Source organism: Proteiniphilum sp. (assembly GCF_034927365.1).
Classification (GTDB): domain Bacteria; phylum Bacteroidota; class Bacteroidia; order Bacteroidales; family Dysgonomonadaceae; genus Proteiniphilum.
Genome location: NZ_JAYFQD010000013.1, coordinates 377147 through 400285, shown reverse-complemented (window position 1 = coordinate 400285; position 23139 = coordinate 377147). Strand labels below are relative to the sequence as shown.

The 23139-nt window shown below is 43.0% G+C and carries 21 protein-coding genes; 10 read left to right on the top strand and 11 right to left on the bottom strand.

What is annotated here, in order from left to right; all coding sequences use genetic code 11:
* Nucleotides 1–11: 11 nt before the first annotated feature.
* Nucleotides 12–830, bottom strand: coding sequence for an alpha/beta hydrolase family protein (locus VB073_RS10580; protein WP_323404136.1), 819 nt, complete (start codon nucleotides 828–830; stop codon nucleotides 12–14).
* Nucleotides 831–1210: 380 nt separating this feature from the next.
* Between VB073_RS10580 and VB073_RS10575 the strand changes: the two genes are divergently transcribed.
* Nucleotides 1211–1546 (top strand): GNAT family N-acetyltransferase, encoded by a 336-nt coding sequence (locus tag VB073_RS10575; protein WP_323404135.1) that lies wholly within the window; start codon nucleotides 1211–1213, stop codon nucleotides 1544–1546.
* Between the two features lie 48 nt (nucleotides 1547–1594).
* Nucleotides 1595–2173 (top strand): DUF4126 domain-containing protein, encoded by a 579-nt coding sequence (locus VB073_RS10570; protein ID WP_323404134.1) that lies wholly within the window; start codon nucleotides 1595–1597, stop codon nucleotides 2171–2173.
* Between the two features lie 109 nt (nucleotides 2174–2282).
* Here the strand turns inward: VB073_RS10570 and VB073_RS10565 are convergent, their stop codons facing one another.
* The 8 genes from VB073_RS10565 to VB073_RS10530 all read right to left on the bottom strand — a co-directional run bounded on the left by VB073_RS10565 (nucleotide 2283) and on the right by VB073_RS10530 (nucleotide 9631).
* On the bottom strand, nucleotides 2283–2888 hold the full coding sequence (locus VB073_RS10565) for a thioredoxin family protein (RefSeq protein WP_323404133.1): 606 nt from the start codon (nucleotides 2886–2888) through the stop codon (nucleotides 2283–2285).
* Between the two features lie 10 nt (nucleotides 2889–2898).
* Nucleotides 2899–3414 carry a TlpA disulfide reductase family protein gene (locus tag VB073_RS10560; protein ID WP_323404281.1) on the bottom strand — a complete coding sequence of 172 codons (516 nt, stop codon included), beginning with the start codon at nucleotides 3412–3414 and terminating at the stop codon, nucleotides 2899–2901.
* A gap of 167 nt (nucleotides 3415–3581) precedes the next feature.
* Complete coding sequence (gene nagB, locus VB073_RS10555; protein WP_323404132.1) at nucleotides 3582–4391, bottom strand: glucosamine-6-phosphate deaminase; 810 nt, start codon at nucleotides 4389–4391, stop codon at nucleotides 3582–3584.
* A gap of 13 nt (nucleotides 4392–4404) precedes the next feature.
* Nucleotides 4405–5637 carry an FprA family A-type flavoprotein gene (locus VB073_RS10550; protein WP_323404131.1) on the bottom strand — a complete coding sequence of 411 codons (1233 nt, stop codon included), beginning with the start codon at nucleotides 5635–5637 and terminating at the stop codon, nucleotides 4405–4407.
* Nucleotides 5638–5755: 118 nt separating this feature from the next.
* Nucleotides 5756–6646, bottom strand: coding sequence for a prolipoprotein diacylglyceryl transferase (gene lgt, locus VB073_RS10545; protein ID WP_323404280.1), 891 nt, complete (start codon nucleotides 6644–6646; stop codon nucleotides 5756–5758).
* A gap of 234 nt (nucleotides 6647–6880) precedes the next feature.
* Nucleotides 6881–7372: a 3'-5' exonuclease gene (locus VB073_RS10540; protein ID WP_323404130.1), complete on the bottom strand. Its 492-nt coding sequence runs from the start codon at nucleotides 7370–7372 to the stop codon at nucleotides 6881–6883.
* A gap of 173 nt (nucleotides 7373–7545) precedes the next feature.
* Nucleotides 7546–8445: a diaminopimelate dehydrogenase gene (locus VB073_RS10535; RefSeq protein ID WP_323404129.1), complete on the bottom strand. Its 900-nt coding sequence runs from the start codon at nucleotides 8443–8445 to the stop codon at nucleotides 7546–7548.
* Between the two features lie 163 nt (nucleotides 8446–8608).
* Entirely contained in the window at nucleotides 8609–9631 is a 1023-nt protein-coding gene (locus VB073_RS10530; protein WP_323404128.1) for a LacI family DNA-binding transcriptional regulator, read from the bottom strand.
* 184 nt (nucleotides 9632–9815) lie between these two features.
* On the opposite strand from VB073_RS10530, the gene VB073_RS10525 reads away from it, so the two are divergent.
* Genes VB073_RS10525 through VB073_RS10505 form a run of 5 tightly spaced genes read left to right on the top strand, consistent with a single transcriptional unit; the run spans nucleotide 9816 to nucleotide 15702 of the window.
* Nucleotides 9816–11531, top strand: a complete 1716-nt coding sequence (locus tag VB073_RS10525; RefSeq protein WP_323404127.1) for an ADP-ribosylglycohydrolase family protein — start codon at nucleotides 9816–9818, stop codon at nucleotides 11529–11531.
* 38 nt (nucleotides 11532–11569) lie between these two features.
* A complete protein-coding gene (locus VB073_RS10520) occupies nucleotides 11570–12613 on the top strand; it encodes a nucleoside hydrolase (protein WP_323404126.1) in 1044 nt (347 codons plus the stop codon).
* A 52-nt stretch (nucleotides 12614–12665) separates the two neighbouring features.
* On the top strand, nucleotides 12666–13718 hold the full coding sequence (locus VB073_RS10515) for a hypothetical protein (RefSeq protein ID WP_323404125.1): 1053 nt from the start codon (nucleotides 12666–12668) through the stop codon (nucleotides 13716–13718).
* Nucleotides 13719–13748: 30 nt separating this feature from the next.
* Nucleotides 13749–14675, top strand: coding sequence for a ribokinase (rbsK, locus tag VB073_RS10510; RefSeq protein WP_323404124.1), 927 nt, complete (start codon nucleotides 13749–13751; stop codon nucleotides 14673–14675).
* Nucleotides 14676–14691: 16 nt separating this feature from the next.
* A complete protein-coding gene (locus VB073_RS10505) occupies nucleotides 14692–15702 on the top strand; it encodes a GRP family sugar transporter (RefSeq protein WP_323404123.1) in 1011 nt (336 codons plus the stop codon).
* Nucleotides 15703–15849: 147 nt separating this feature from the next.
* Here VB073_RS10505 and VB073_RS10500 read toward each other — a convergent pair whose 3' ends face one another.
* Nucleotides 15850–16515, bottom strand: a complete 666-nt coding sequence (locus VB073_RS10500) for a rhomboid family intramembrane serine protease (RefSeq protein WP_323404122.1) — start codon at nucleotides 16513–16515, stop codon at nucleotides 15850–15852.
* A 192-nt stretch (nucleotides 16516–16707) separates the two neighbouring features.
* On the opposite strand from VB073_RS10500, the gene VB073_RS10495 reads away from it, so the two are divergent.
* The 3 genes from VB073_RS10495 to VB073_RS10485 all read left to right on the top strand — a co-directional run bounded on the left by VB073_RS10495 (nucleotide 16708) and on the right by VB073_RS10485 (nucleotide 21428).
* A complete protein-coding gene (locus VB073_RS10495; RefSeq protein ID WP_323404121.1) occupies nucleotides 16708–18669 on the top strand; it encodes a glycogen debranching enzyme N-terminal domain-containing protein in 1962 nt (653 codons plus the stop codon).
* Nucleotides 18670–18811: 142 nt separating this feature from the next.
* Complete coding sequence (locus tag VB073_RS10490; protein ID WP_323404120.1) at nucleotides 18812–20068, top strand: glycosyltransferase family 4 protein; 1257 nt, start codon at nucleotides 18812–18814, stop codon at nucleotides 20066–20068.
* 22 nt (nucleotides 20069–20090) lie between these two features.
* Entirely contained in the window at nucleotides 20091–21428 is a 1338-nt protein-coding gene (locus VB073_RS10485; RefSeq protein ID WP_323404119.1) for a glycoside hydrolase family 57 protein, read from the top strand.
* A 98-nt stretch (nucleotides 21429–21526) separates the two neighbouring features.
* On the opposite strand, the gene rny is transcribed toward VB073_RS10485, so the two are convergent.
* Entirely contained in the window at nucleotides 21527–23056 is a 1530-nt protein-coding gene (rny, locus tag VB073_RS10480; RefSeq protein ID WP_323404279.1) for a ribonuclease Y, read from the bottom strand.
* Nucleotides 23057–23139 lie beyond the last annotated feature (83 nt).

The following is a 23139-nucleotide window of genomic DNA, read 5'->3' as shown; positions in this document are numbered from 1 at the left end:
TGATTGAACTTTCATTTACGGGATTTAAAATAATCACTGAAAAAGAGAGCCTGGTATTTCACCGCATTGGCCCAATACTCCCAGTTATGTACTCCCGGGCGGGAAATATAATCATGCGGTATGTTCCGGTACAATAACTCTTCATGTAACCGTTCGTTTACCTCGAAAAAGAAGTCTTCCGTGCCACAATCGATGATTATCTTCAACGTATTGGGTGTCAGCAAATGTAATAATCCCATCACGGTGTTTTCTTCCCATCTTTCGGGAAAATCACGTTGTGCACCGATTCTTTTGGCAATATCCCAATTATTGGGGAACGGACGGATATCTACTCCACCACTCATACTCCCGCATGCACCGAACACATCCTGATTCCGGAAACCGAGATATAACCCTCCGTGACCACCCATACTCAATCCGGTAATGGCACGTCCTTCCCTCGAAGCAACCGTTTTGTAGTTGCTATCAACCCATGCTATCAACTCTTTGGCCACGAATGTCTCAAACTGAAAGACAGAATCGACAGGACTATCGAAATACCAGCTACCGAAAGCACCATCAGGACAGACAATCATCATCTCATATTGATCCGAGAGCTCCTTGATTTTAGGCGCTTTATTTACCCATCCGTCATAACGATCACTATAACCATGCAACAGATAAAGGACGGGGAAAGCATCTTTCCCTTCGTAGGATCGCGGCTTGATAATGACCGTCTTGATCTCCTTATCCATTTTTTCACTGAACACACTTACCGTATCAACCGTCGCGGGAGATACTTTTACGACGAACAAAACTAATAACAGGGATAAAACCGAAAATCTTTTCATTGTATCATTTTTATTAGAACTAATCAAGAGCTAAGCATTCCAGAACGTTTTCTCCGTTCAAAAAATGCGTTGAAACATTTTGTTTCTTAAGAGAACCAAGACTTATAAGTGAATAACTCAAAGTGAAAAATCATCACACTGATGCAATTAATCACTACTTATCCCGACTGGTCGGGATGAACGTATTGACTCAAATAGCATATTAATTCTCCAAAGATACAAAAAACACAAAAAGATCGATCAAATTTTGGATTTCAGATCACATCTAAATTCGTTTCACTTCGTAACTCAACAAATCAGGCAGGAAAGATGTTTTAATCTGCGTGAGACTTTAAGGAATAGTTCAACAACATAGGTTACATACTAAAAACTAAATCAGAATGGATATACAATTCAAGCTAAACGACAATAACAAGGGCAGTTTTTATATTGAGCAAGACGGTCGACAGGTTGCAGAACTCGACTTTGAAGTGAAAAATAATTTACTGAACGCCTATCATACAGGTGTACGTCCCGAACTGGAAGGACAGGGTATTGCCGGAAGATTATTCAATGAGATGGTCAACTATGCCCGTGAAAAAGGTTACCAGGTAATCCCCTCATGCTCCTATATTCTAGCCCGATTCCGCAGGAAACCTGATGATTATATCGATATCTGGTATCGTTCCGAAGATGAACCTACCGGCGATGCCTGTGGCATTCCCAACAAGAGGTAGCAAACATCCAACTGATAATCAATTTATACTTTGATTATGGAAATAAACATGGAGACTATCAGTGCAATTGCGCTTGGGATCGGTTTAAGTGCCAGCACGGGATTCCGCGTTTTCATCCCCCTGCTTGTCGCGGGGCTTGCCTCTCATTTCGGATTGCTTCCGCTGGGAGAAAATTTTGCGTGGATGGGGTCTGTCCCAGCGCTCATCAGTTTTAGCATAGCTACTGTTGTGGAGGTGCTCGCCTATTATATACCTTTCGTAGACAACCTATTGGATAATATTGCCACCCCTCTTTCAGTCGGTGCCGGCACATTGCTGATGACTTCGGTATTTCCTGCTGAAAGTGAGTGGATCAAGTGGATCATAGGGTTTGTAATAGGTGGTGGCGCAGCAGCCACAATTCAAAGCGGAAGTGTGCTTACCCGACTGGTATCATCAAGCTTTACCGCCGGCACAGGCAATCCTGTTGTTTCCACCGGGGAAGGTGTTGCAGCGACAGGCTTTTCCATCATGTCCCTGTTCACTCCCCTCCTCATAGCAGTCATACTGATAACCATCATGATTGTGATCTTCCGCTTAACCTACCGTAAGTGGGTAAAGAAAAAAAGAGATAAAACAGGAATCTGAAACAGTAAATCCGCCGGGACCCAAGCATGTTCCCGGGAGGGAAATGGGTTCCAGCGGATAACAATTCGCATTTTTTATTCTGCGTGATAACCTAAAAACCTAAAACTCCTTATTTTTTTGCTTTTATCCCGCATCCTATAGCTACTGTCGTAGCAGGATCGGGTTTGTTCCCAGACAATAAAGCACGTACAGCATTGGCAGCATAGGGTACTGTTACGGCCGCCGCATCCTGATAATTATCATCAACAGTTCCAGTGTATACTACTACGAATTTTCCGTCACCTTTGTTTTCCAACAGGAAAATCTCCGGAGTACGGGTAGCCCCATAAGCTGGATATACTTTCTGCTCCTCATCCACCAGATAAGGGAAAGGATAATTTTTCTCAGCAGCTCTCTTCTTCATCTCCTCAAAAGAGTCGGCCGGTTGTTGTACCGGATCATTGGAGTTGATCAATACCACCGGCACGCCCTGTGAAGCAAACTCATTATGTAAAGCAATCATACGATCTTCATAAGCCTGGACATATGGGCAAGGATTGCATGAAAAAATCACCATTACTCCTTTTTCACTTGCGTAATCGGACAGTGAAACAGTGGTACCGTCGATATTCTTCAGCGAAAAATCGGGTGCCACGGAACCGATTGCGAGAGGTTGCGCTTTCAACGATAAAGCGCTTACTACTAGAACGAATAAAATTAAAAATTGTTTCATCATAACTGTAAATTTAAAATGTTAATAGAGGTTCTACAATCTCTTCCAGTTCAGCGAATATGAGTTCCTTGGGATAGAATTCTCTGAATCCGTTCCCATAGATGAGGGTAGCTGGGATAGCACCGTTCCAGCTCTTTTCCACGAGAGGTATCCAATCATTGAACTTGGGGTCATCCAATAGAATCACCTCATTTTTCATCTTTTCTTTTTCAATAAAAGGGATTACTTTCGTTTCTAACTGATTGCGCATATCCAGGCTTACCATCAACACTTTAACCTTCTTCTCTCGGTATTTTTCACCAAACTGTTCAAAATAGGGTATTTCTTTGATACAAGGGGCACACCACGTAGCCCAGAAGTTCACCACATAGATGGTGTCGTTCTTCTTTTCCAACAGCGGTTGAAGCTGCTTAAAGTCTACTACTTTTACCTCCGTCTCACTTTTTCCGTTTTCTGAAAAAACGAGAAAAGATGTCAGCAGGAATAGCAGCCCCGGGATCAAACGAAATATTTTTTTCACCTTGTTCATTTTTTCTACCATAGCGACTGTTATTTCTCGGTAAACACGCGATAAAGGGGTCTTGTTCATATAACTCCAGATGGAACCTGTTAAATATCAAGTAAAAACGTTAATACAAAAACAAAAAAGTGCAGACCAGAGTCCACACTTTTTTGTAATTAAATCAATCCGACAGACTATATCAATGAGTCGGGACTGAGATTATCATGCTCGATATCGAGGAAATATTTGTATGTACCTACTTTCAGTTCGGCACAGGCATCGTAATCACAAACAATAATTCCTTTTTGATGTAGTTGCATTGCGCTGATAGTCCACATATGGTTGACAGATCCTTCTACTGCATGATAGAGTGCGCGGGCTTTGTGGTGTCCGTTGACAAGGATAAGCACTTCCCTGGCGTCGAGGACGGTACCCACTCCTACTGTCAGTGCCGTTTTGGGGACTTTGTTCACATCATTGTCGAAAAAGCGGGAGTTGGCGATTACCGTATCGGTGGTAAGAGTTTTCACCCGTGTACGCGAAGCGAGCGACGAACCCGGTTCATTGAACGCAATATGTCCGTCCGGCCCAATTCCACCGAGAAAGAGGTCGATGCCACCGGCATCCTTGATGGCTTGCTCATAAGCGGCACATTCAGATTCCGGATCTTCTGCCATGCCATTGAGGATATGCACATTCTCTTTTTTAATATCGATATGATGAAAGAAGTTATCCCACATAAAAGTATGGTAACTCTGCGGATGATTGGCCGGCAAACCGATATATTCGTCCATATTGAAAGTGATTACGTTCTCGAACGATACACGTCCCGTTTCGTACAATTTAATCAACGCCTTGTAGGTATTCAGAGGTGATGAGCCGGTTGGCAATCCCAATTTAAAAGGCTTTTCCACCGAAGGGTTTGCTTTATTGATCTTTGCCGCAATGTAATTGGCTGCCCATTGTGCCATCTGATCGGCATCGGGTTGAATGATAAGTCTCATGTTCCTTTATTTATTAACAGTTAGATGTATTATTGGGTACTACTTCAGCACCGGAGGTCAGTTTCTCCGCTATGATACGACCCAGATTTCGGGCCTTATCCACCACATCACCGAGCATTGCCTGCTTCATGATGATTGGTTCTGCGACCGTCTCGAACTCCATTGCTCCGGCAAACGCTTCAAATTGCCGGGCGGTAGCATCGGCCCAGGTAAAGCTACCGAAATAGCCGAAGAAACGATTCTTCAGGTTGCGGTTTTGGATGGCAGAAACCAGACTATCGACTGCCGGATACAACTTATTGTTATAGGTAGGTGATCCGATGATCAATCCTTTATATTTAAACGTATCACGAAGGATATTTGATTCATGGCTTTTCGACACATTATGCATGACAATACTCTTCACCCCGTTTTCAGCAGCTTCAGTCGCGATTATCTCCGCCAACTCTTCGGTATGGCCATACATACTTCCGTATGCTATAACCAATCCCTCTTCTGCTTCATAACGGCTCAGTCTATCATATAATGCGAACACTTTGGATATATTTTCCGGAATCACCCATACAGGTCCATGCGTGGAACAGAGGGCATCCACCCCTACATTTGCCAGTTTTTTAAGGGCTGTTTGTACAGGTGAACCGAATTTTCCCACAATATTGGAGTAGTACCGGATCATTTCATCATTATATCGTTCGGGACATATTTGTTTGTCCAATACACCACCGTCGAGCGTACCAAAAGTACCGAAGGCATCTGCACTAAACAAGGTTTTGGCTTCCTTCACATAAGTCATCATTGTCTCCGGCCAATGCACCATGGGTGTCATATAAAATTGAAGGGTGTATTCACCGACACTCATTTCATCCAGATCCTTCACCTCTATCACATTACCGGTTATCCCGTAAAATCCTTTCAACATCTCTATGGTTCGCTTGTTCCCCACAATCTGGATATTCGGATATTTGGAGACAAGGAATTCTATAGAACCGGAATGGTCCGGCTCCATATGATTCACCACCAGATAGTCGATAGTCTTATCCCCCAATACTGAACGGATTTTACGCATAAAAAGATCGGAATAACAAATATCGACTGTATCGATCAGCACTGTTTTTTCATCCCGGATAATATAGGAATTATAAGAAACACCCTTCGGCAAAGGCCAAAGGCTCTCGAAAGACTCTTTGGTGCGGTCGTTCACCCCCACATAAAAAATATCTTTCGTTATTTCAATCGGCTTGTACATATATATAATATTCTCTGATTAATCCAAGTATCTCACACTTACTCATTGGCACATTAGTCTCATTGGCATATTGGCACATTGGCATATTGGCACATTGGCATATTGGCACATTGAATCATTATTTCTTCTTCTTCGGTTTGGGTTGTGCCATTTGCGACTGTTTAGGGGTAACTGCTACCTGGGCAGGATGCCTTAAGGCATTCCAGATAAGCCATATACCCCAAAGGATAAACGGGATACTCAACCATTGACCCAATATCAAGCCGGTATTCTCACGCATAATATTTTCGGATTCAATCTGTACATTTTTGACGAACTCCACACAAAACCGGAAAAGGAATATCAATAAGATACCTACTCCGAGAATCAATCCTTTCCGGTCTTTGGCATCGGTCTTCCAGTACATATGCATGGTGATGGCAAAAATAACCAGGTAAGCCAGCGCTTCATATATCTGTGTGGGATGCGACGGAGCGGTATATATAGGCTCCGCACCCTTCATCCACTGAAGGAGGTTATCTACAAAGCGGAATCCCCATGGTTGATCGGTAGGACCTCCGTAGATCTCATGATTCATCAGGTTGCCCAGTCGGATCATTGCTGCCGTGAAACCCGTCGGCACCATCACCCGGTCGAACGTCCACAACGGGCTCAGTTTAGTCACATTACGAGAATAGAGCCATACGGCGATAATAATTCCTATAACACCTCCATGACTAGCTAAACCACCTTCCCATACTTTGAGTATTTCTACGGGATTGGCGAGGTAATGAGCCGGTTCATAGAAAAGACAGTGACCCAGGCGCGCACCCACGATAATACCGACGATCATATAAAAGAAGAGAGAATCGAACCATTTTTCGGGAAGATCCTCACGTTTGAAGATACGTTGCACCACGTACACGGCTACAATCAGTCCAATGACCCACAACAGGCCGTACCAGCGGATCTCACGTCCGAAAACGGTAAAAAGCGTAGGGTCTACATTCCAGGTTACAGAAAGTAATATGTCCATCTGAATTGATATTTTTGACAAAGATAATGAACTTTTTTGTCTTCCTCCTTCAGTTATACTATAAAACCGGATTTTTGAGCCACAATCCCATGAATACGGTCGTATGCTGAATCGCTTATCGATATAATAAAATCCAGGATAGAAATAGTGATAATTTCGCAAAATGCAAAACGCAATGTACGAAAAAACTTTACTCCTAAACTAAAAACATTCAATATTTCATCTGCCTCACAAAATATTGATCGCAATCCTTGCGCATGCTTCGGCATCGGTTAAGGCGTTATGGTGGTTTTTCAATTCAAAACCGATATGAGACGAGACGGTATGCAGTTGGTGATTTACCAGATTAGGAAATACTCTTCTTGCGGCACGACAAGTACAATAAAACTGATAATCGGGATAGGGCATATCATATAATGCATGTACCGCTTTCAAACAACTTTCATCGAAAGGGCTGTTGTGCGCGACAAACGGTAAATCCGAGATTCTTCCGGCAATGTTCTCCCATACTTTGGGAAAGGATAGCTCGTTGATCGTATCCCAATAGTTGATTCCATGAATATCTGTTGCCCAACGACAATAAAAATTGGGATTCGGTCTGATAAGGTGATAAAAACTGTCAGCAATTATTCCATGTTCAACCACAACAATACCCACACTACACACACTGCTACGGGACTGGTTGGCAGTCTCAAAATCTATGGCTATAAATGATTCCATGCAACATTAGTATGAATTCCAAGTCCACAAAGATATATAAAAACATCAGTATCTAGACAGATCCTAAAAATATCAGAAAGAATACTCCAAAAATGTAAAATGGGAACAGGAACAACATGTATAAAATTCAGACAAGTTGCTCCTGTAAAGGGATTAGCCCTTATATCAAAAACTCACACCAGTTTCTTGATCCATGCCTCTTTGTCTCCGGGAAGAAGATCCACGACGGGAATCTCAATCATGGTATAGGCACCCGGCAGTTGTTTCATTGAAGCACGTGCAGTTGCCACCAATACCTGTGCTGTGAGTGCGGGGTTATTGATGCGCATATCGAACTTAAACAGTTGGTTCTGGGTATCTCCCGACACACCTTTCCGTTCCATCAGCACACCATGTCCCATATCTTTTAACGCCTCCACATCTTCCACCTGAAAAACATGGGTTTCATCGTGGACAAAGTAATCATCGGCTTTAATAGCTTGTGAAACTGATTGAAAATCGTATCCGTCTTTCAATTCTATATAAACCATTCGACGATGTACACCTGTGCCGGTAGGGATAGTCATGGAGAGTGCTGCTTTTACTCCGTCGATCGCTTTTACAGCCACGGTATGCCCCATACTCATGCCCGGCCCAAAGTTGGTATAGGTAATACCCCTCGGGGCCATTGCTTCCATCAGGGTACGGATCACCGAGTCGCTCCCCGGATCCCATCCGGCAGAGATAATGGAAACGGCATTATACTTTTTGGCTGCTTCATCGAGTGATGCACGCAATTGCACGATCAGACCATGGATATCGAAACTATCCACTGTGTTGATGCCCATTGTCAGACATTCTAATGCAAATTTCTCCACACTTCTAGTAGGAGTACAAAGAACAGCCACATCCACACTTTCCAGTTGTGAGATGGAACTTACCACCTTGTATTCTTTTAATTCGGAAGGAATATTCGTTGCATCACGACGGATAACTCCGGCAATCTCAAAATCAGAGGCAGCTTGCAACGCCTCCACTACATATTTTCCAATATTTCCATAGCCGACTACGGCTGCTCTTATTTTTTTTGACATAATTCTTTATTTATTCCTTAAAATATTTCAAAAGTAAACAAAACAACCCATATATAAAACCTACCTGGCATTTTTTTTCAAGAAAAACAGCAGAATGGATATCTTCGGTTAGGCGAGATAGCAATCTATATAGAGATCATTCAACCGGAATAGTTCTTATTCATTACCTTATAGGGGTTAAATTTTTCACCGATGCCTTCACTTTCAGTTGAGTTTTTAACAGGACATGTTTCGCCGACGAATCGTGCTCCAGTATATTGGAAAAGAGAATTTTCACAGCGATTTTGCAAATATCCTCCACCGGTTGTGATATACAAGTAAGAGGCGGCTCAATATAGTTAAGGTATGGATTGTCGTCGAATGTAATCAACGATATCTCTTCGGGCACTCTCACCTTTTCCTCCTTAAGCGCTTTTATACATCCCATTGCAATGGTGTTACTGAATGTGAATATGGCTGTAGGCCTCAATTTCTGTCGAAGCAATAATTTTGTCTCCAGATAACCATTCTGCTCACTGAAAGCATCTCCTGTCACAGTATAAGAGTGAATACCGGAATCACTCATAGCATCTTCAAATCCCCTCACCCGCTGAATATTAGGAATTGAATGTCGCACACCCTGAATACAGGCAATCGAGATATGTCCATGGTCAATCAGATATTTGGAAGCCGAATAAGCACCTTCGTAGTTGTCGGAAGAGACAAAAGAGATATCTAATCCTTCGAAATACCGGTCGACACAGACCAACGGTAGTCCTTTTTCCTGAATCCTGAGTAAATGTCCCCACTCATCTCCGCAAGGCACGATAATCATTCCATCCAGGTTCCTCGATGACAGGTGCAATACTTCGGTCTTCTCATTCTCTATATTGTCATCACTATCTCCAATCAGTGTGATATAGTTATATTTTCTTACTTCAGTATTCACGACACTCGCTATCTCCGCAAAGAAAGGATTTTTTAGCGAAGGGACAATTAGCGCAATCGTTTTACTTTTCCCCGACCGTAAATTCCTTGCAAATTCATTCGGCACATAATTCAACTCTTCCGCAGTAGACTTTATTTTCTGCTGAGTTTCCTTGCTTATCCTGTATTTATCAGCTTTCCCATTTAAAACCCGGGATACGGTTGTAATGGAAAATCCTGATTTTTCAGCAATATCGACGATATTTGACTTGTGTTGCATCGTATCTTTTTTTATAAACAAAACTAACAGAAATAAAGGAATAAGCTTATACTAAATTAAATTATAACTTTATTTAACTATCAGTAGGTGCGAAAACGTTTATTCTAATAACTATTGTTTATATATTTGCAATATTTAAGGCTAAAATAAATGAAGTTATAGACACATTTTATGTAATACAAGCATGATAATTATTACAAATCAATCACCGAAGCGAAGGAACAGTATCCTATTTCTATTTCTCTCAGCCTATCTAATTAGTCTGGGAGGATGTAATCCCAAAACAACGTCAGAGTACCGCAAAATAACAGTGACGGAGTATCGTGATAAATTAAAAGCCGGATGGCTTGGACAAATCGCTGGGGTTTCATGGGGTGGCCCCACTGAATTTCGTTGGAAAGATGCTATTATCCCTGAAGAAAATATGCCTCAATGGGCACCCGAAATGATAAACGAAGCTTTCGGCCAGGATGATATTTATGTAGAAATGACATTCCTCCGTACTTTGGAAGAACACGGCTTAGACGCTTCTATCCGACAAATGGGTATCGATTTCGCAAACAGTGAATACCCGTTATGGTGCGCCAATGATGCGGGGCGTAAAAATCTTCGGGCAGGGATAGCCCCTCCGGATTGTAGTAATCCGGCATTCACAAAATGCCCCAATGATATTGATTATCAAATAGAATCTGATTTTTCGGGTTTGATTGCTCCGGGAATGCCTGCTATCCCAATAGAATTGGGTGAGAAATTTGGACGGTTGATGAACTACAGCGACGGCATGTATGCCGGACAATTTATTGGGGGTATGTATACCGAAGCTTTTTTTGAAGATGATTTATTTAAAATTATAGATGCAGGACTTTCATGTATTCCTGAAGGATGCCAGTACGCTGAAATGATACGCGACGTAGTTGCCTGGTACAAGACAAATCCCGACGATTGGGAGGCCACCTGGCAACTATGCCAGAAGAAATACAGAGAAGACCCCGAATATCAGAAATGTTCCAATGGAGGGATTGATGTAAAAATCAATGGAGCATATATTCTAATTGGACTGCTTTACGGAAAAAAAGACCTGGATCAGACCATTATCATTTCAACACGCTGTGGGCAGGATTCCGACTGTAATCCTTCAAATGCGGCGGGAATATTATTTACCACACTCGGTGCTTCAAAACTACCTCCACGTTATACGGAAAAACTCGATCAGGAAACAGTTTTTTCTCACACGACATATAATTTCCCGAAATTAATAGATGTCTGTGAAAAACTTGCACGTGAATATATTGTAAGAGAAGGCGGACGTATAGAAAAAGATGCGAACGGAGAAGAAATATTTCTCATTCCAATTAAAAAGCCGATACCCAGTCCACTTGTATTTAGTTGGGACCCGGAGCCGATCGCCAACAGTCGTTTTACAGAAGAAGAGATGGCTAAAATCAAACACAAAGATTTTCTCAACATCCAGACGGCCCTCGATAATTTATTCCCTGGTTGGACAATTTCAAATTGCGGAACAGATATGAATCCCGGCTTTATCGAGTCCTTTAGAGGGAAACAAAATGTTATCATGACACATCCCCTCGACAAAGAAACACCTTGCGTATTAACAACTACAATAGATATACCTAAGTCCGAAAAGAGCTTACTCAAACTCCTCGTCAGTTATCACAACAAGGGAGACTGGGATTTAATTGTCCGGATAAATGGATCGGAACAAAAGAAAATTACGGTGGGAGAAGAGACAGTCGGAATTGGAAAAGATGGCTGGCTTGAAGTTACATATGATTTGACACCATTCGCGGGAAATAACAATGTAAAAATTGACCTTGAAAACAAAGCAAATGGATGGGCGTGGGAAGCCGGGTATTGGGGAGAGATAAAAATTGAGAATTAAACAGAAAAAATCCATAATTTACTAATAAACAATATAACATGAATAGAATTAAGCAATTATTATTTTTCCCGATCGTTATTGTATCTCTTTTATCATGCACCGAAGGTAAAACAAAGGGAAAGATTGACCATAAAAGAATGAATGTGATCTTCGATACCGACATGGGGAATGATGTCGATGATGCACTTGCCCTGGATATGTTATATAAATACACGGATCAGGATCGGATAAACCTTCTGGGAATCCCTACTAACAAGAGAAGTCCTTATTGCGTTGAATATATCGATATTATGAACAATTGGTACGGCTATCCTGATATTCCTGTAGGGATAGTGGTCAACGGTTCAGAGAAAGACAATGAGGATAATTTTGTCCGGAAAGTAAGCCAAATGGAAAAGGATGGCAAACCGGCCTTTGAAAGAAGCATAAAAAATTATGAGACACTTCCGACATCCGTTTCTCTCTACCGCAAGTTACTCGCGTCCCAGGAAGATCATTCGGTCAATATTATTTCAGTCGGATTTTCCACCAACCTTGCCCAACTATTGGATAGCCAGGGAGATGAATTCTCGCAGCTCACAGGGAAAGAACTCGTTGCAAGAAAAGTGAAATTATTGTCGGCAATGATGGGGAATTTTGAGAACGAAAATTTTTCTGAATTCAACGTCCATTGTGATATTCCCTCGGCACAAAAAGTTATCAAGGAATGGCCGACACCTATAGTAGTCTCTCCATTCGAACTGGGCGAAAAAATCTTATATCCTGGCGCCAGCATCGAAAACGACTTCAAATGGAAAGAGCCTAATCCGCTGGCAGAAGGATATAAAGCCTATCTGGAAATGCCATACGATCGTCAGACCTGGGACCTGACTTCTGTGCTTTACGTTGTAGAGAAAGATAAAGGCTTCTTCAATGAGTCGCCCTCAGGAACAATAAATATTGATGACAAAGGTGTTACAAGATTTACGCCTCATGAAGATGGAAAACATAAATATCTCACCATCAATGAACAGCAAAAAGAAGATATCAAAAATTATTTTATTGATCTGATCACCCAAAGGCCGAAGAAATATCAGGATTGAATGAATGATCCGGGAAAGCATGCCTATTTTTGATCTGTCTATTATGGCACGTATGATGAAAAGTTTCAATACAGGACTACTACTGATTGGCAATATTCTGTTGCTATTGGGTGGATGTCAGGAGAAAAGCCGGGACAACCAAACTCCGGGCATTGCTCCACTTGTCAAATACGAGTTCAGCAAAGGTGCGGGACACTATAATTACGCTCCCAGCGTCATTCAGGACACATATGGGATCAGATATGGATTCATCTGTGAAAACCGGGATCCTTTCCAAATTGTGGACTATGTCTACCTTTATAAGGGTATCCCTACAGCCAACGGTTATGTATGGCAGCCGGGAACACCCATTCTCGCTCCTTCCGAAACAGGATGGGACAACTGCCATATTTGCGATCCGGATGTAAGGGAATTCACAACTATCTATAAGGGTGAGACCTATCACTGGATTATGACCTATCTGGGTGTCGACCAGTGGGATTCTAAACATAACCAGATTGGGCTGGCCATCTCAAAAAATATTGAAGGGCCTTACATTAAATTCGAAGCCAATCCGTTGGTTCCTTATGAAGACCGGACCAGATGGGGAGTCGGACAAAGCACGACAATCGTCAAGGATTCAACCTCCATCCTATTATTCTACACATCCATCACCGACAAAGGGGTAGGACTTAATATGCGTGAAATCAAGCTCAACAACCTTGACAATATTGTGTTGGGAGAGGAAAAAAAGGTTCCTTTCATAGGACCTAACAGCTATCCGGCGATGTCCGAAAAACACATCTATATGGCTTCGGAAATCCGTGTCGGCGCTCTCGAGGAGATACCTAATTGGGTAGGCGACGTCAGCCGTTTATCCTATATGCCCAGAACAGAGGATATCTTCTCCGAAGAGAATCGTTGGACAGAGATCGGACATGTAGGGCCTGAAGAATCGGGATTTCCAAGAAATCACAATCCCGCTATTCTGACTGATACAAAAGGATATATGCTGAATGAAGATGAGCTCGTCATGTATTTCACCCCGGCGATGACCGGAGAAAACTGGCTATGGTCTTACGATCTCTATTCAGCCTCATTCAACCTCAAAAACTATTTCAAATAAACTGTACCCTTACATAAAAATAATAATCTTATGCAAAAGATAGTAGTCATCGGTAGTTCCAATACGGATTTAATCGCGAAAATAGAGACGTTTCCCAAAGCAGGAGAAACAATCAAAGGGGTCTCCTACTTTCAGGCGATGGGAGGTAAGGGCGCCAATCAGGCTCTGGCCGCACATCGGTTGGGGGGAGAAGTAAAATTTGTCTCTTCCCTGGGAAAGGACTCAAATGGTCTGAACGCCATGGAGTATTACAAGAAAGAAGGATTGGATGCCACTTTGTCGTTGATTGTCGATGAAACTCCTTCCGGAGTTGCGATGATCTGGGTGGATCGAAAGGGAGAGAATAGTATTGTAATCATCGCCGGCGCCAATGAGAAACTCTCTCCGGAATATATCCATCAAATTGAAAAAGAGATACTGAAAGCCGACTTGATCGTTTTACAAATGGAGATCCCTTATGAAACAGTCAAAACAGTTTGCGATATCGCCCATGAAAATGGCAAACAAGTACTATTAAATGTGGCTCCCGCGAGAAAGCTGGATCAGGGGATCATTCAGAAAATAGATATCCTGGTGGTGAATGAGACCGAAGCCGAAACAATTTCCGGAGAAATCATCGAACATATCGGAGAAGAGGGAATTGTTGACAAACTATTGGCTTTAGGTGCAAAAACAGTAATCCTGACATTGGGAAAACAAGGCTGTATATTGAAAAACGATCAATTATATTTACGAGTACCGGCTTTCTCTGTTAAGGCAGTAGATACGACTGCCGCAGGTGATACATTTTGTGGTGCTTTAGCAGCAGAATTGAGTAAAGGGCACAACTGGAATGAATGTTTAGTTTTTGCTTCGGCCGCGGCAGCCATTTGTGTAACCCGCATGGGAGCACAACCATCTGTGCCGACTGAAACCGAAGTGCGCAATTTCTTAGAGAAGAAGTCAACAAATTATTAATTTTAATCGATAGTATATGTTTATAGTACAGAATTATTCGTTCGCAGTATTACTTTGTCTTATTACCATGCTTTGTTGGGGATCATGGGGTAATACGCAAAAATTGGCCGCAAAAACATGGCGGTATGAATTATTCTATTGGGATTATGTAATCGGTATTTTGCTGCTTTCCCTTATCATTGGATTTACGTTAGGAAGTATAGGTGATCAGGGACGCAGTTTTACTGACGATATTGCACAGGTGAGTTCCAATAATTTCTGGAGTGCATTTGCGGGAGGTATTATTTTCAATGCAGCGAATATATTATTGTCGGCATCCATCTCGCTGGCAGGAATGTCAGTTGCTTTTCCCATAGGAGTGGGATTAGCACTGGTATTAGGTGTATTTATCAACTATTTCGGTGCACCCAAGGGTGATCCGGTTATCCTGTTCGCGGGTGTGGCACTTATCGTAATCGCCATTGTACTGAACGGGCTTGCTTCGGGAAAGACAAACTCGAGCACGGAAGCAAGCAAACATAAAAAGAAAGGGATCATCATTGCCATTTGTGCCGGTATACTGATGTCTTTCTTTTACAGGTTTGTCGCTTCGGCAATGGATTTGAATAACCTGGAGAATCCCACAGCGGGAATGCTCACCCCTTATGGTGCATTTTTTATTTTCTCGTTGGGTATCTTAGGTAGCAATTTCGTCTTCAATACTATTGTCATGAAGAAACCATTTGTAGGAGAACCGGTGGGTTATTCCCAATATTTTAAAGGAAGCTTAGGCACACATTCGGTAGGAATTCTAGGCGGTATTATCTGGGGTGTAGGCACAGTCTTAAGTTATATCGCAGCGGGAAAAGCCGGTCCCGCCATTTCTTATGCATTGGGACAAGGAGCGCCCATGATCGCTGCTCTATGGGGCGTATTCATATGGAAAGAGTTCAAGGGTGCTTCAAAACCGGTAAATCTTTTGTTGACTCTAATGTTTATCCTCTTTATCGCGGGGTTAGCCATGATTGTGGTTTCCGGCGGAAATTAAACACAAGTTGAGTGATTGATTCTGTCTGGGGGATGGTGGTTCACAAACTGTCGTAGCCATCATCCCTTTTTTGATTCCCAATATTGCTAAATTGTTTAATTCCGCACCTTTCCCCATTAGTCACATTCCGTCAAACCGGGATCTTCACTACGTTTCGACTGGCATATTAGTCTCATCCTCATCTTCCTCCTCCCACTCCTCTTCAGGCTTTTGCGGACCCTTCTTACGGAATACCACCGCAAAAATAAATCCACTTATGGCACCCGAAAGATGTCCTTCCCATGAAATAGAAGCATCTATCAACTCAGCGAAAGGGAAAATGCTCCAAACTGTACTACCGTAGATAAACGCTACAATCAGGGAAACCGCGACTAAAGGGATATATTTTCTGAAGATTCCACTAAAAAAGAGGAAGAAGAGGAGAGCAAAGACAAGTCCGCTCGCTCCCACATGATATGCACCCCGCCCGATGATCCAGGTCAGAAACCCGCTTATGATCCAGAGAAAGACAAAAGCACGAAATGCGATCTCACTATAAAAATAAAACAGGAACCAAATTAATAACAGTAAGGGAAGCGTATTCGATAGCAAGTGGGAAAAAGAACCATGTATAAAAGGAGAAAAGACGATCCCAACCAGTCCGCGGGCTACTCCCGGCAATACTCCCATACGCGAGAAATCCCAGGAAAAAAGTCCGACATAATCAACGATAAACACTAACCAGACTATGACTACAAACACAATGGAAGGCAACAAAGCGAGTCTTGCCCGTTTCACTTCTATAGCATACCAAGGAGAGTCATCGATATTCATTTCCTGAAATATAGCTTTTTTCTCATCTATATACAAAAGTAGTAAAACTATTAATGATCAACGCAACTAATAACCAAACAAAACCGAAGAACAGATGAATTCTGAAAATTATTCATTCTCTGCTTGTGGATATGATTACATTTTATTATCTTTCGCAGGAATTAAGCACACACTACCCTAAATTTTACAACGATGAGTTACTTGAAATTTGATAAAGACCTGATGATTAACCTGGAGTATTCTCTTTACCGGAACGTCTTGAGAACAAACCGGAGAGGAGCTTATCAGAACACATCCATATCAGGTTGTAATACGACGAAATACCAGGGCCTCCTTGTGATGCCCGTGCCATACCTTGACGATGAGAATCATCTCATCCTCTCATCTTTCGATGAAACGGTAATACAACACGGGGCAGAATTCAACCTTGGCATTCACCGCTATGCAGGTGATAATTACAACCCGAAGGGGCACAAATATATTAGGGAATTTAACTGCGACAGCGTACCCAAAACCATTTATCGGGTGGGAGGTGTGATTCTTTCAAAAGAGATTATGTTCTCCTCCAAAGAGAATCGGTTAATGATCCGATACACACTTCTGGACGCCCACTCCCCGACCACCATCCGATTTAAGCCTTTCCTGGCTTTCCGAAAGATATCTCAACTTACACGGGAAAATGATCAGGTAGACAAATCATACCGTGAAGTGGAAAACGGTATCAGCACCTGTATGTATTTTGGTTATCCCGAACTGTTCATGCAATTCAATAAAAAACCGGAATTTGTATATCATCCTGACTGGTATCGTGATGTAGAATATCTGCAAGATCTGCAAAGCGGTGACACCTTCCAGGAAGATTTATATGTTCCGGGCTATTTCGAAATGTCTATCGCCAAAGGTGAAGAGATTATCTTCTCTACCGGAGATATTATGGTGGACACATCTACTCTGGCAGAAGAGTTTGATTTTGAAATAAATAAGCGGACTCCGCGTTCTAACTTCTATAATTGTCTCAAGAATTCAAGCCATCAGTTTTACTATACACCCCAAAAAGATGAACACTATCTTCTTGCCGGATATCCCTGGTTCAAAGTACGTGCACGTGACCTGTTCATTGCGCTTCCAGGATGTACGCTTGCGGTGGATAAACCGCAGGATTTCGAAAAAATGATGGATACAGCCATCCCCCACCTGAGAGATTTTATGGAGGACAAGCCTCAGAAGAGTTATCTGAAGCAGATAGATGATCCCGATGTACTATTGTGGGTTATATGGGCGCTTCAGCAGTTCTGGAAAGAAAAAAGGAATATTTTCAAAGAAAAATACAGAAATTTTCTGTTTGAAATTATCGATTATATTATCACCGGTAAACATCCGAACCTGATACTCGATAAAGAGAACGAATTACTGTCCACATATGGCCGAGAGGTAGCTGTCAGTTGGATGAATGCCACCCTCGATGCTAAACCGGCCGTTCCCAGATCAGGATATCTGGTGGAATTCAATGCTCTTTGGTATAATTCGTTGAAATTCGCGGAAGAGGTATCTCGCGAAGCAGGTAATGATAAGGCAGCAGCTAATTTTGAGGAGCATACACGCGTAACGGGAAATTCTTTCAAAGAGATCTTCCTGAATAAAGCCGGTTATCTCTACGACTACGTGGACGGTAGTTATAGAGACCCGGATGTGCGACCCAATATGCTCTTTGCCGTATCGCTTCCCTACTCTCCCCTCGAAAGAGGACAAAAGAAATCTGTGATCGATTTTATAACCAAAGAACTATTTGCCTCTTGCGGCATACGCTCACTTACCCCGAAAAGTGATAAATTCCGTCCACATTATACAGGTACTGAAAATGAGAAAAAATTCGCCTATTTCAATGGGATGTCTTTCCCTTGGTTATTCGGCCACTATATTGAGGCATACCTCAACTTGTTCCAGATGAGCGGTTTATCACTCGCAGACCGAATAATGGTAGAGATGGAAGGACAAATGCAGAATGACTGTATCGGGAGTATCTCGGAATTTTATGATTCACATCCTCCCTTCATCGCCCATGGTGGATATTCTTTTGCCATGAGTGTGGGTGAGCTGTTAAGGGCGCAACGGATCATCAAAAAATATAGTGACGAGTTGGAAAATGGAAAATAAGAATAATATGCCAATTTGTCAATTTGTTTAACTGTTGAATCGTTCAACTGTTGAACTGGAAAGGTAAGACCAACAATTCAACGAAACAATGATACAACGAATCAACAATTAAACAATTAAACGATTCAACAAATAAAAAAGAATGAAAGCATTAATGTTTGGCTGGGAGTTTCCGCCGCATATCCTTGGAGGGCTTGGGACCGCAAGTTATGGGCTCACAAAGGGGATGGCAAAACAGGAAGATCTGGAGACCATCTTTGTGATCCCCAAACCCTGGGGCGATGAGGACCAAAGCTTTATGAAGATAGTAGGAGCTAACAATACCCCCATTGTTTGGCGCGACGTACCATGGGAAACGGTAAAACCACGACTGGAAAAATTCATGGATCCCCAGGAATATTACCGGATGCGGGATCATATCTATGCCGATTTCAACTACATGAATACAAACGATCTGGGATGTGTCGAATTCTCGGGGAGGTACCCTAACAATATCCTCGAAGAGATCAATAATTACTCTATCGTGGCAGGAGTAATCGCCCGCACCTACGACTACGACATCATTCATTCCCACGATTGGCTTACCTACCCGGCGGGACTCCATGCAAAGACCGTCACCGGCAAACCACTGGTGATTCACGTTCACGCTACCGAATTCGACCGCAGCCGGGGAAAGCCCAATCCGGTGGTGTATGATGTGGAGAAGAATGGGATGGACAATTGTGACCATATCATTTGCGTAAGTGATCTTACAAAGCGTACAGTCATTGAAAACTACCATCAGCCCCACTGGAAAGTTACCACTGTCCATAATGCAGTTGAACCGCTGAGTCTTGAAATAGAATCTATAGAACGAATATCAGGCGTGTCGGAGAAAGTTGTTACTTTCTTAGGACGTATCACCATGCAGAAAGGGCCTGAGTTCTTCGTAGATGCGGCCACGCAGGTAATCAAGAAGACCGACCATATCCGTTTCGTGATGGCAGGTAGTGGTGATATGATGGACCAGATGATCCGTCTGGTAGCCGACCGCGGTATCGCGCATAAATTCCATTTCACAGGCTTCCTCCGTGGCAAGCAGGTATATGAGATGCTGAAATCGAGCGACGTCTATGTGATGCCTTCTGTATCGGAACCCTTCGGGATATCACCGCTGGAGGCAATGCAATGCGGTGTACCGAGTATTATCTCTTATCAGTCGGGTTGCTCTGAAATCCTCAATAATGTCATCAAAACCGACTACTGGGATGTGGATGCAATGGCAGACGCCATCTACTCAATATGCAGCTATCCGGCAATGGCAGAACATCTCAAAGTGGAAGGAAAAACAGAAGTAGACAATATAAAATGGGAGGATGCCGGATTGAAAGTCCGCCGGATCTACGACAGCCTTATGTAAAATCAAGCAACAAACAAGAAATATGAAGACAATTTGCATTTATTTCCAGCTCCATCAACCGTTCCGGTTAAAGAGATACCGCTTTTTCAATATAGGAAGAGACCACTACTACTTCGATGACTATGCCAACGAAGACATCCTACAGCAGATAGCCAGTCGTTCTTACGTCCCAGCCAACCGCATGTTACTCGATCTGGTGAATCAATATAAGGGTAAGTTCAAGGTAGCTTTCTCAATTTCGGGTGTAGCATTAGAGCAACTCGAAATTTATGCTCCGGAAGTGATTGATGGATTCCGGGAACTGGCTAAAACCGGTAACGTGGAATTTCTGACTGAGACCTATGCCCATTCACTGGCCAGCCTTTACGATCCGGAAGAGTTTCGCAATCAGGTGAAGCAACATTCAGACAGGATAGAGATGCTTTTTGATCAGAAGCCGACTGTTCTTCGTAATACGGAGTTGATTTACTCCGACGAGATCGGCGAAATGGCATATGATATGGGATATTCCAAAATGATTACTGAAGGTGCAAAACATATATTGGGATGGAAGAGTCCGAATTATGTCTATCAGTCGGCCTCCCAACCTAATCTGAAACTGTTGCTCAAGAACAGCCGTTTCAGCGATGATATCACCTATCGTTTTTCCAATTACAGTTGGAATGAATATCCTCTCACTGCCGAAAAATTCATCTCATGGATAGCCAATGCTCATGCCGAGGAAGAAGTGGTCAATCTCTTTATGAACTATGAAACCCTGGGGAACCTGCAACCGGCATACACCGGTATCTTCGAATTCTTTAAAGCATTACCCCGCTTTGCCTTTGAGAACGGGATCGAATTTGCTACACCCGGAGAAGCCTTGGATACTCTCAAGCCTATCGGAATCATGAACGTACCCAATCCTATCTCATGGACTGATGAAGAACGTGACCTGAGTGCATGGATAGGAAATAAACTGCAAAAGAGCGCACTGCAATCGTTGTATGAAATTGGTGAAAGGGTTCGCTTATGTACCGACCGCCGTCTCAAACAGGATTGGCTTTACCTGCAGACCAGCGATCATTTCCATTATATGTCGACCAAACATTTTGGTAGCGGGCAAAGCCAGTTCAGCCCCTATATGTCGCCCTATGATGCTTTCAACAACTATATGAACGTGTTGAGCGACTTTATCGGCCGTGTAAAGGCACAGTATCCCGACACGGTCGATAACGAGGAACTGAACGCCCTCCTTACCACCATTCATAATCAGGAGATGGAGATTAAACGGCTTCAATCAGAGTTGAAGAAAGTAATTGGAAGCAATGAAGAGATGTTAGTGGAAAAGAGTATAAAGACACAAAAAACGGAGAAGTAAATATCTACCAATATACAATTGAAAAAAGGGTGGAACTCACAAATTTTGTGATCCACCCTTTTCCTTGCTATAGTATAGAGGAAAAACTTCCCGAAAATTTATTTTGCGAAACTAACCGCCCGGGTTTCACGGATTACCGTGATCTTCACCTGGCCGGGATAAGTCATCTCAGTTTGTATCTTACGTGCAATTTCAGATGACAGTTTTTCGGTATCCTGATCGTCGATCTTGTCGGCACCGACAATCACCCTCAACTCACGACCGGCCTGTATAGCGTATGTTTTCACTACGCCGGGATATGAGAGCGCCAACTGTTCCAGATCGTTCAACCGTTTGATATATGCTTCCACGATCTCGCGGCGGGCACCGGGACGAGCACCTGAGATAGCGTCGCACACCTGTACGATCGGCGCCAAAAGACTGGTCATCTCCACTTCGTCGTGGTGAGCACCAATAGCGTTGCAGATGTCGGGTTTTTCCTTGAATTTCTCTGCCAGCTTCATACCCAGCACTGCATGCGGCAATTCGGGTTCATCATCGGGCACCTTCCCGATATCATGCAGCAAACCGGCACGTTTTGCCTTCTTGGGATTCAGTCCCAACTCCGAAGCCATAATAGCACAGAGGTTGGCCACTTCCCGAGAGTGTTGCAGCAAGTTCTGTCCATAAGAAGAACGGTATTTCATCTTACCCACCATACGGACCAGTTCGGGATGTAAACCATGTACACCCAAATCGATCACCGTACGTTTACCGGTTTCAACGATCTCATCTTCTATCTGGTTCTTTACTTTCGATACCACCTCCTCAATACGGGCCGGATGGATACGACCATCTGCCACTAACTGATGCAGCGAAAGCCGGGCAATCTCACGGCGGACAGGATCGAAACCGGACAAGACAATCGCTTCAGGCGTGTCGTCCACGACGATCTCAACACCTGTTGCCGCTTCCAATGCACGGATATTACGTCCTTCACGACCAATGATACGGCCTTTCACCTCATCGGAGTCGATATGGAATACTGTAATGGCATTTTCTATCGATGTTTCGGTTGCCACCCGCTGGATACTCTGGATAACGATCCGTTTCGCCTCTTTATTGGCCGTCATTTTGGCCTCTTCCATGATCTCACCGATATAGGACTGGGCACCCGTCTTGGCCTCTTCTTTCAGGGACTCCACCAAACGCTCTTTGGCTTCTTCCGCAGATAGTCCTGAAATGGTTTCCAGTTTTTCCACCGATTGCCTGTGGAGACGTTCCAGCTCAGCTCCCTTCTTGTCAAGGAACTCCTGCTGGTTCGTTAAATTCTGTTTTGCCTCATCTACTTCGGCCATCCTCTTATTCAGTTCTTCCTGCTTCTGATTGAGAGTCATTTCACGCTGCTTCAATCTGTTTTCAGTAATCTGAATCTTGGATGTACGCGCATTCGCCTGCTTTTCCGCTTCCGTCTTCATCAAAAGCGTCTCTTCTTTTGCTTCCAGTAATATCTTCTTCTTTATTACTTCTGCATCCTTCTCCGCATCACTCAGGATATTCTGAGCACGGGAATTGGCCATTTTACCGGTTACGTACCAGGCTACAACAGCTCCGACCAGTAATCCGATAAAACCCATCACTATTTCCATATTTTCTATTATTAAATTGATTGTCATTACACCTCCCGGCAGGATGAATTCCTCGCGGAAAGGCATTTAGTTATACTTTTTAT

Excerpts from the sequence above, each read along its gene's own strand:
- VB073_RS10580 (WP_323404136.1), bottom strand. The coding sequence starts at position 830 with ATGAAAAGATTTTCGGTTTTATCCCTGTTATTAGTTTTGTTCGTCGTA.
- VB073_RS10575 (WP_323404135.1), top strand. The coding sequence starts at position 1,211 with ATGGATATACAATTCAAGCTAAACGACAATAACAAGGGCAGTTTTTAT.
- VB073_RS10570 (WP_323404134.1), top strand. The coding sequence starts at position 1,595 with ATGGAGACTATCAGTGCAATTGCGCTTGGGATCGGTTTAAGTGCCAGC.
- VB073_RS10565 (WP_323404133.1), bottom strand. The coding sequence starts at position 2,888 with ATGATGAAACAATTTTTAATTTTATTCGTTCTAGTAGTAAGCGCTTTA.
- VB073_RS10560 (WP_323404281.1), bottom strand. The coding sequence starts at position 3,414 with ATGAACAAGGTGAAAAAAATATTTCGTTTGATCCCGGGGCTGCTATTC.
- nagB (WP_323404132.1), bottom strand. The coding sequence starts at position 4,391 with ATGAGACTTATCATTCAACCCGATGCCGATCAGATGGCACAATGGGCA.
- VB073_RS10550 (WP_323404131.1), bottom strand. The coding sequence starts at position 5,637 with ATGTACAAGCCGATTGAAATAACGAAAGATATTTTTTATGTGGGGGTG.
- VB073_RS10540 (WP_323404130.1), bottom strand. The coding sequence starts at position 7,372 with ATGGAATCATTTATAGCCATAGATTTTGAGACTGCCAACCAGTCCCGT.
- VB073_RS10535 (WP_323404129.1), bottom strand. The coding sequence starts at position 8,445 with ATGTCAAAAAAAATAAGAGCAGCCGTAGTCGGCTATGGAAATATTGGA.
- VB073_RS10530 (WP_323404128.1), bottom strand. The coding sequence starts at position 9,631 with ATGCAACACAAGTCAAATATCGTCGATATTGCTGAAAAATCAGGATTT.
- VB073_RS10525 (WP_323404127.1), top strand. The coding sequence starts at position 9,816 with ATGATAATTATTACAAATCAATCACCGAAGCGAAGGAACAGTATCCTA.
- VB073_RS10520 (WP_323404126.1), top strand. The coding sequence starts at position 11,570 with ATGAATAGAATTAAGCAATTATTATTTTTCCCGATCGTTATTGTATCT.
- VB073_RS10515 (WP_323404125.1), top strand. The coding sequence starts at position 12,666 with ATGATGAAAAGTTTCAATACAGGACTACTACTGATTGGCAATATTCTG.
- rbsK (WP_323404124.1), top strand. The coding sequence starts at position 13,749 with ATGCAAAAGATAGTAGTCATCGGTAGTTCCAATACGGATTTAATCGCG.
- VB073_RS10505 (WP_323404123.1), top strand. The coding sequence starts at position 14,692 with ATGTTTATAGTACAGAATTATTCGTTCGCAGTATTACTTTGTCTTATT.
- VB073_RS10500 (WP_323404122.1), bottom strand. The coding sequence starts at position 16,515 with ATGAATATCGATGACTCTCCTTGGTATGCTATAGAAGTGAAACGGGCA.
- VB073_RS10495 (WP_323404121.1), top strand. The coding sequence starts at position 16,708 with ATGAGTTACTTGAAATTTGATAAAGACCTGATGATTAACCTGGAGTAT.
- VB073_RS10490 (WP_323404120.1), top strand. The coding sequence starts at position 18,812 with ATGAAAGCATTAATGTTTGGCTGGGAGTTTCCGCCGCATATCCTTGGA.
- VB073_RS10485 (WP_323404119.1), top strand. The coding sequence starts at position 20,091 with ATGAAGACAATTTGCATTTATTTCCAGCTCCATCAACCGTTCCGGTTA.
- rny (WP_323404279.1), bottom strand. The coding sequence starts at position 23,056 with ATGGAAATAGTGATGGGTTTTATCGGATTACTGGTCGGAGCTGTTGTA.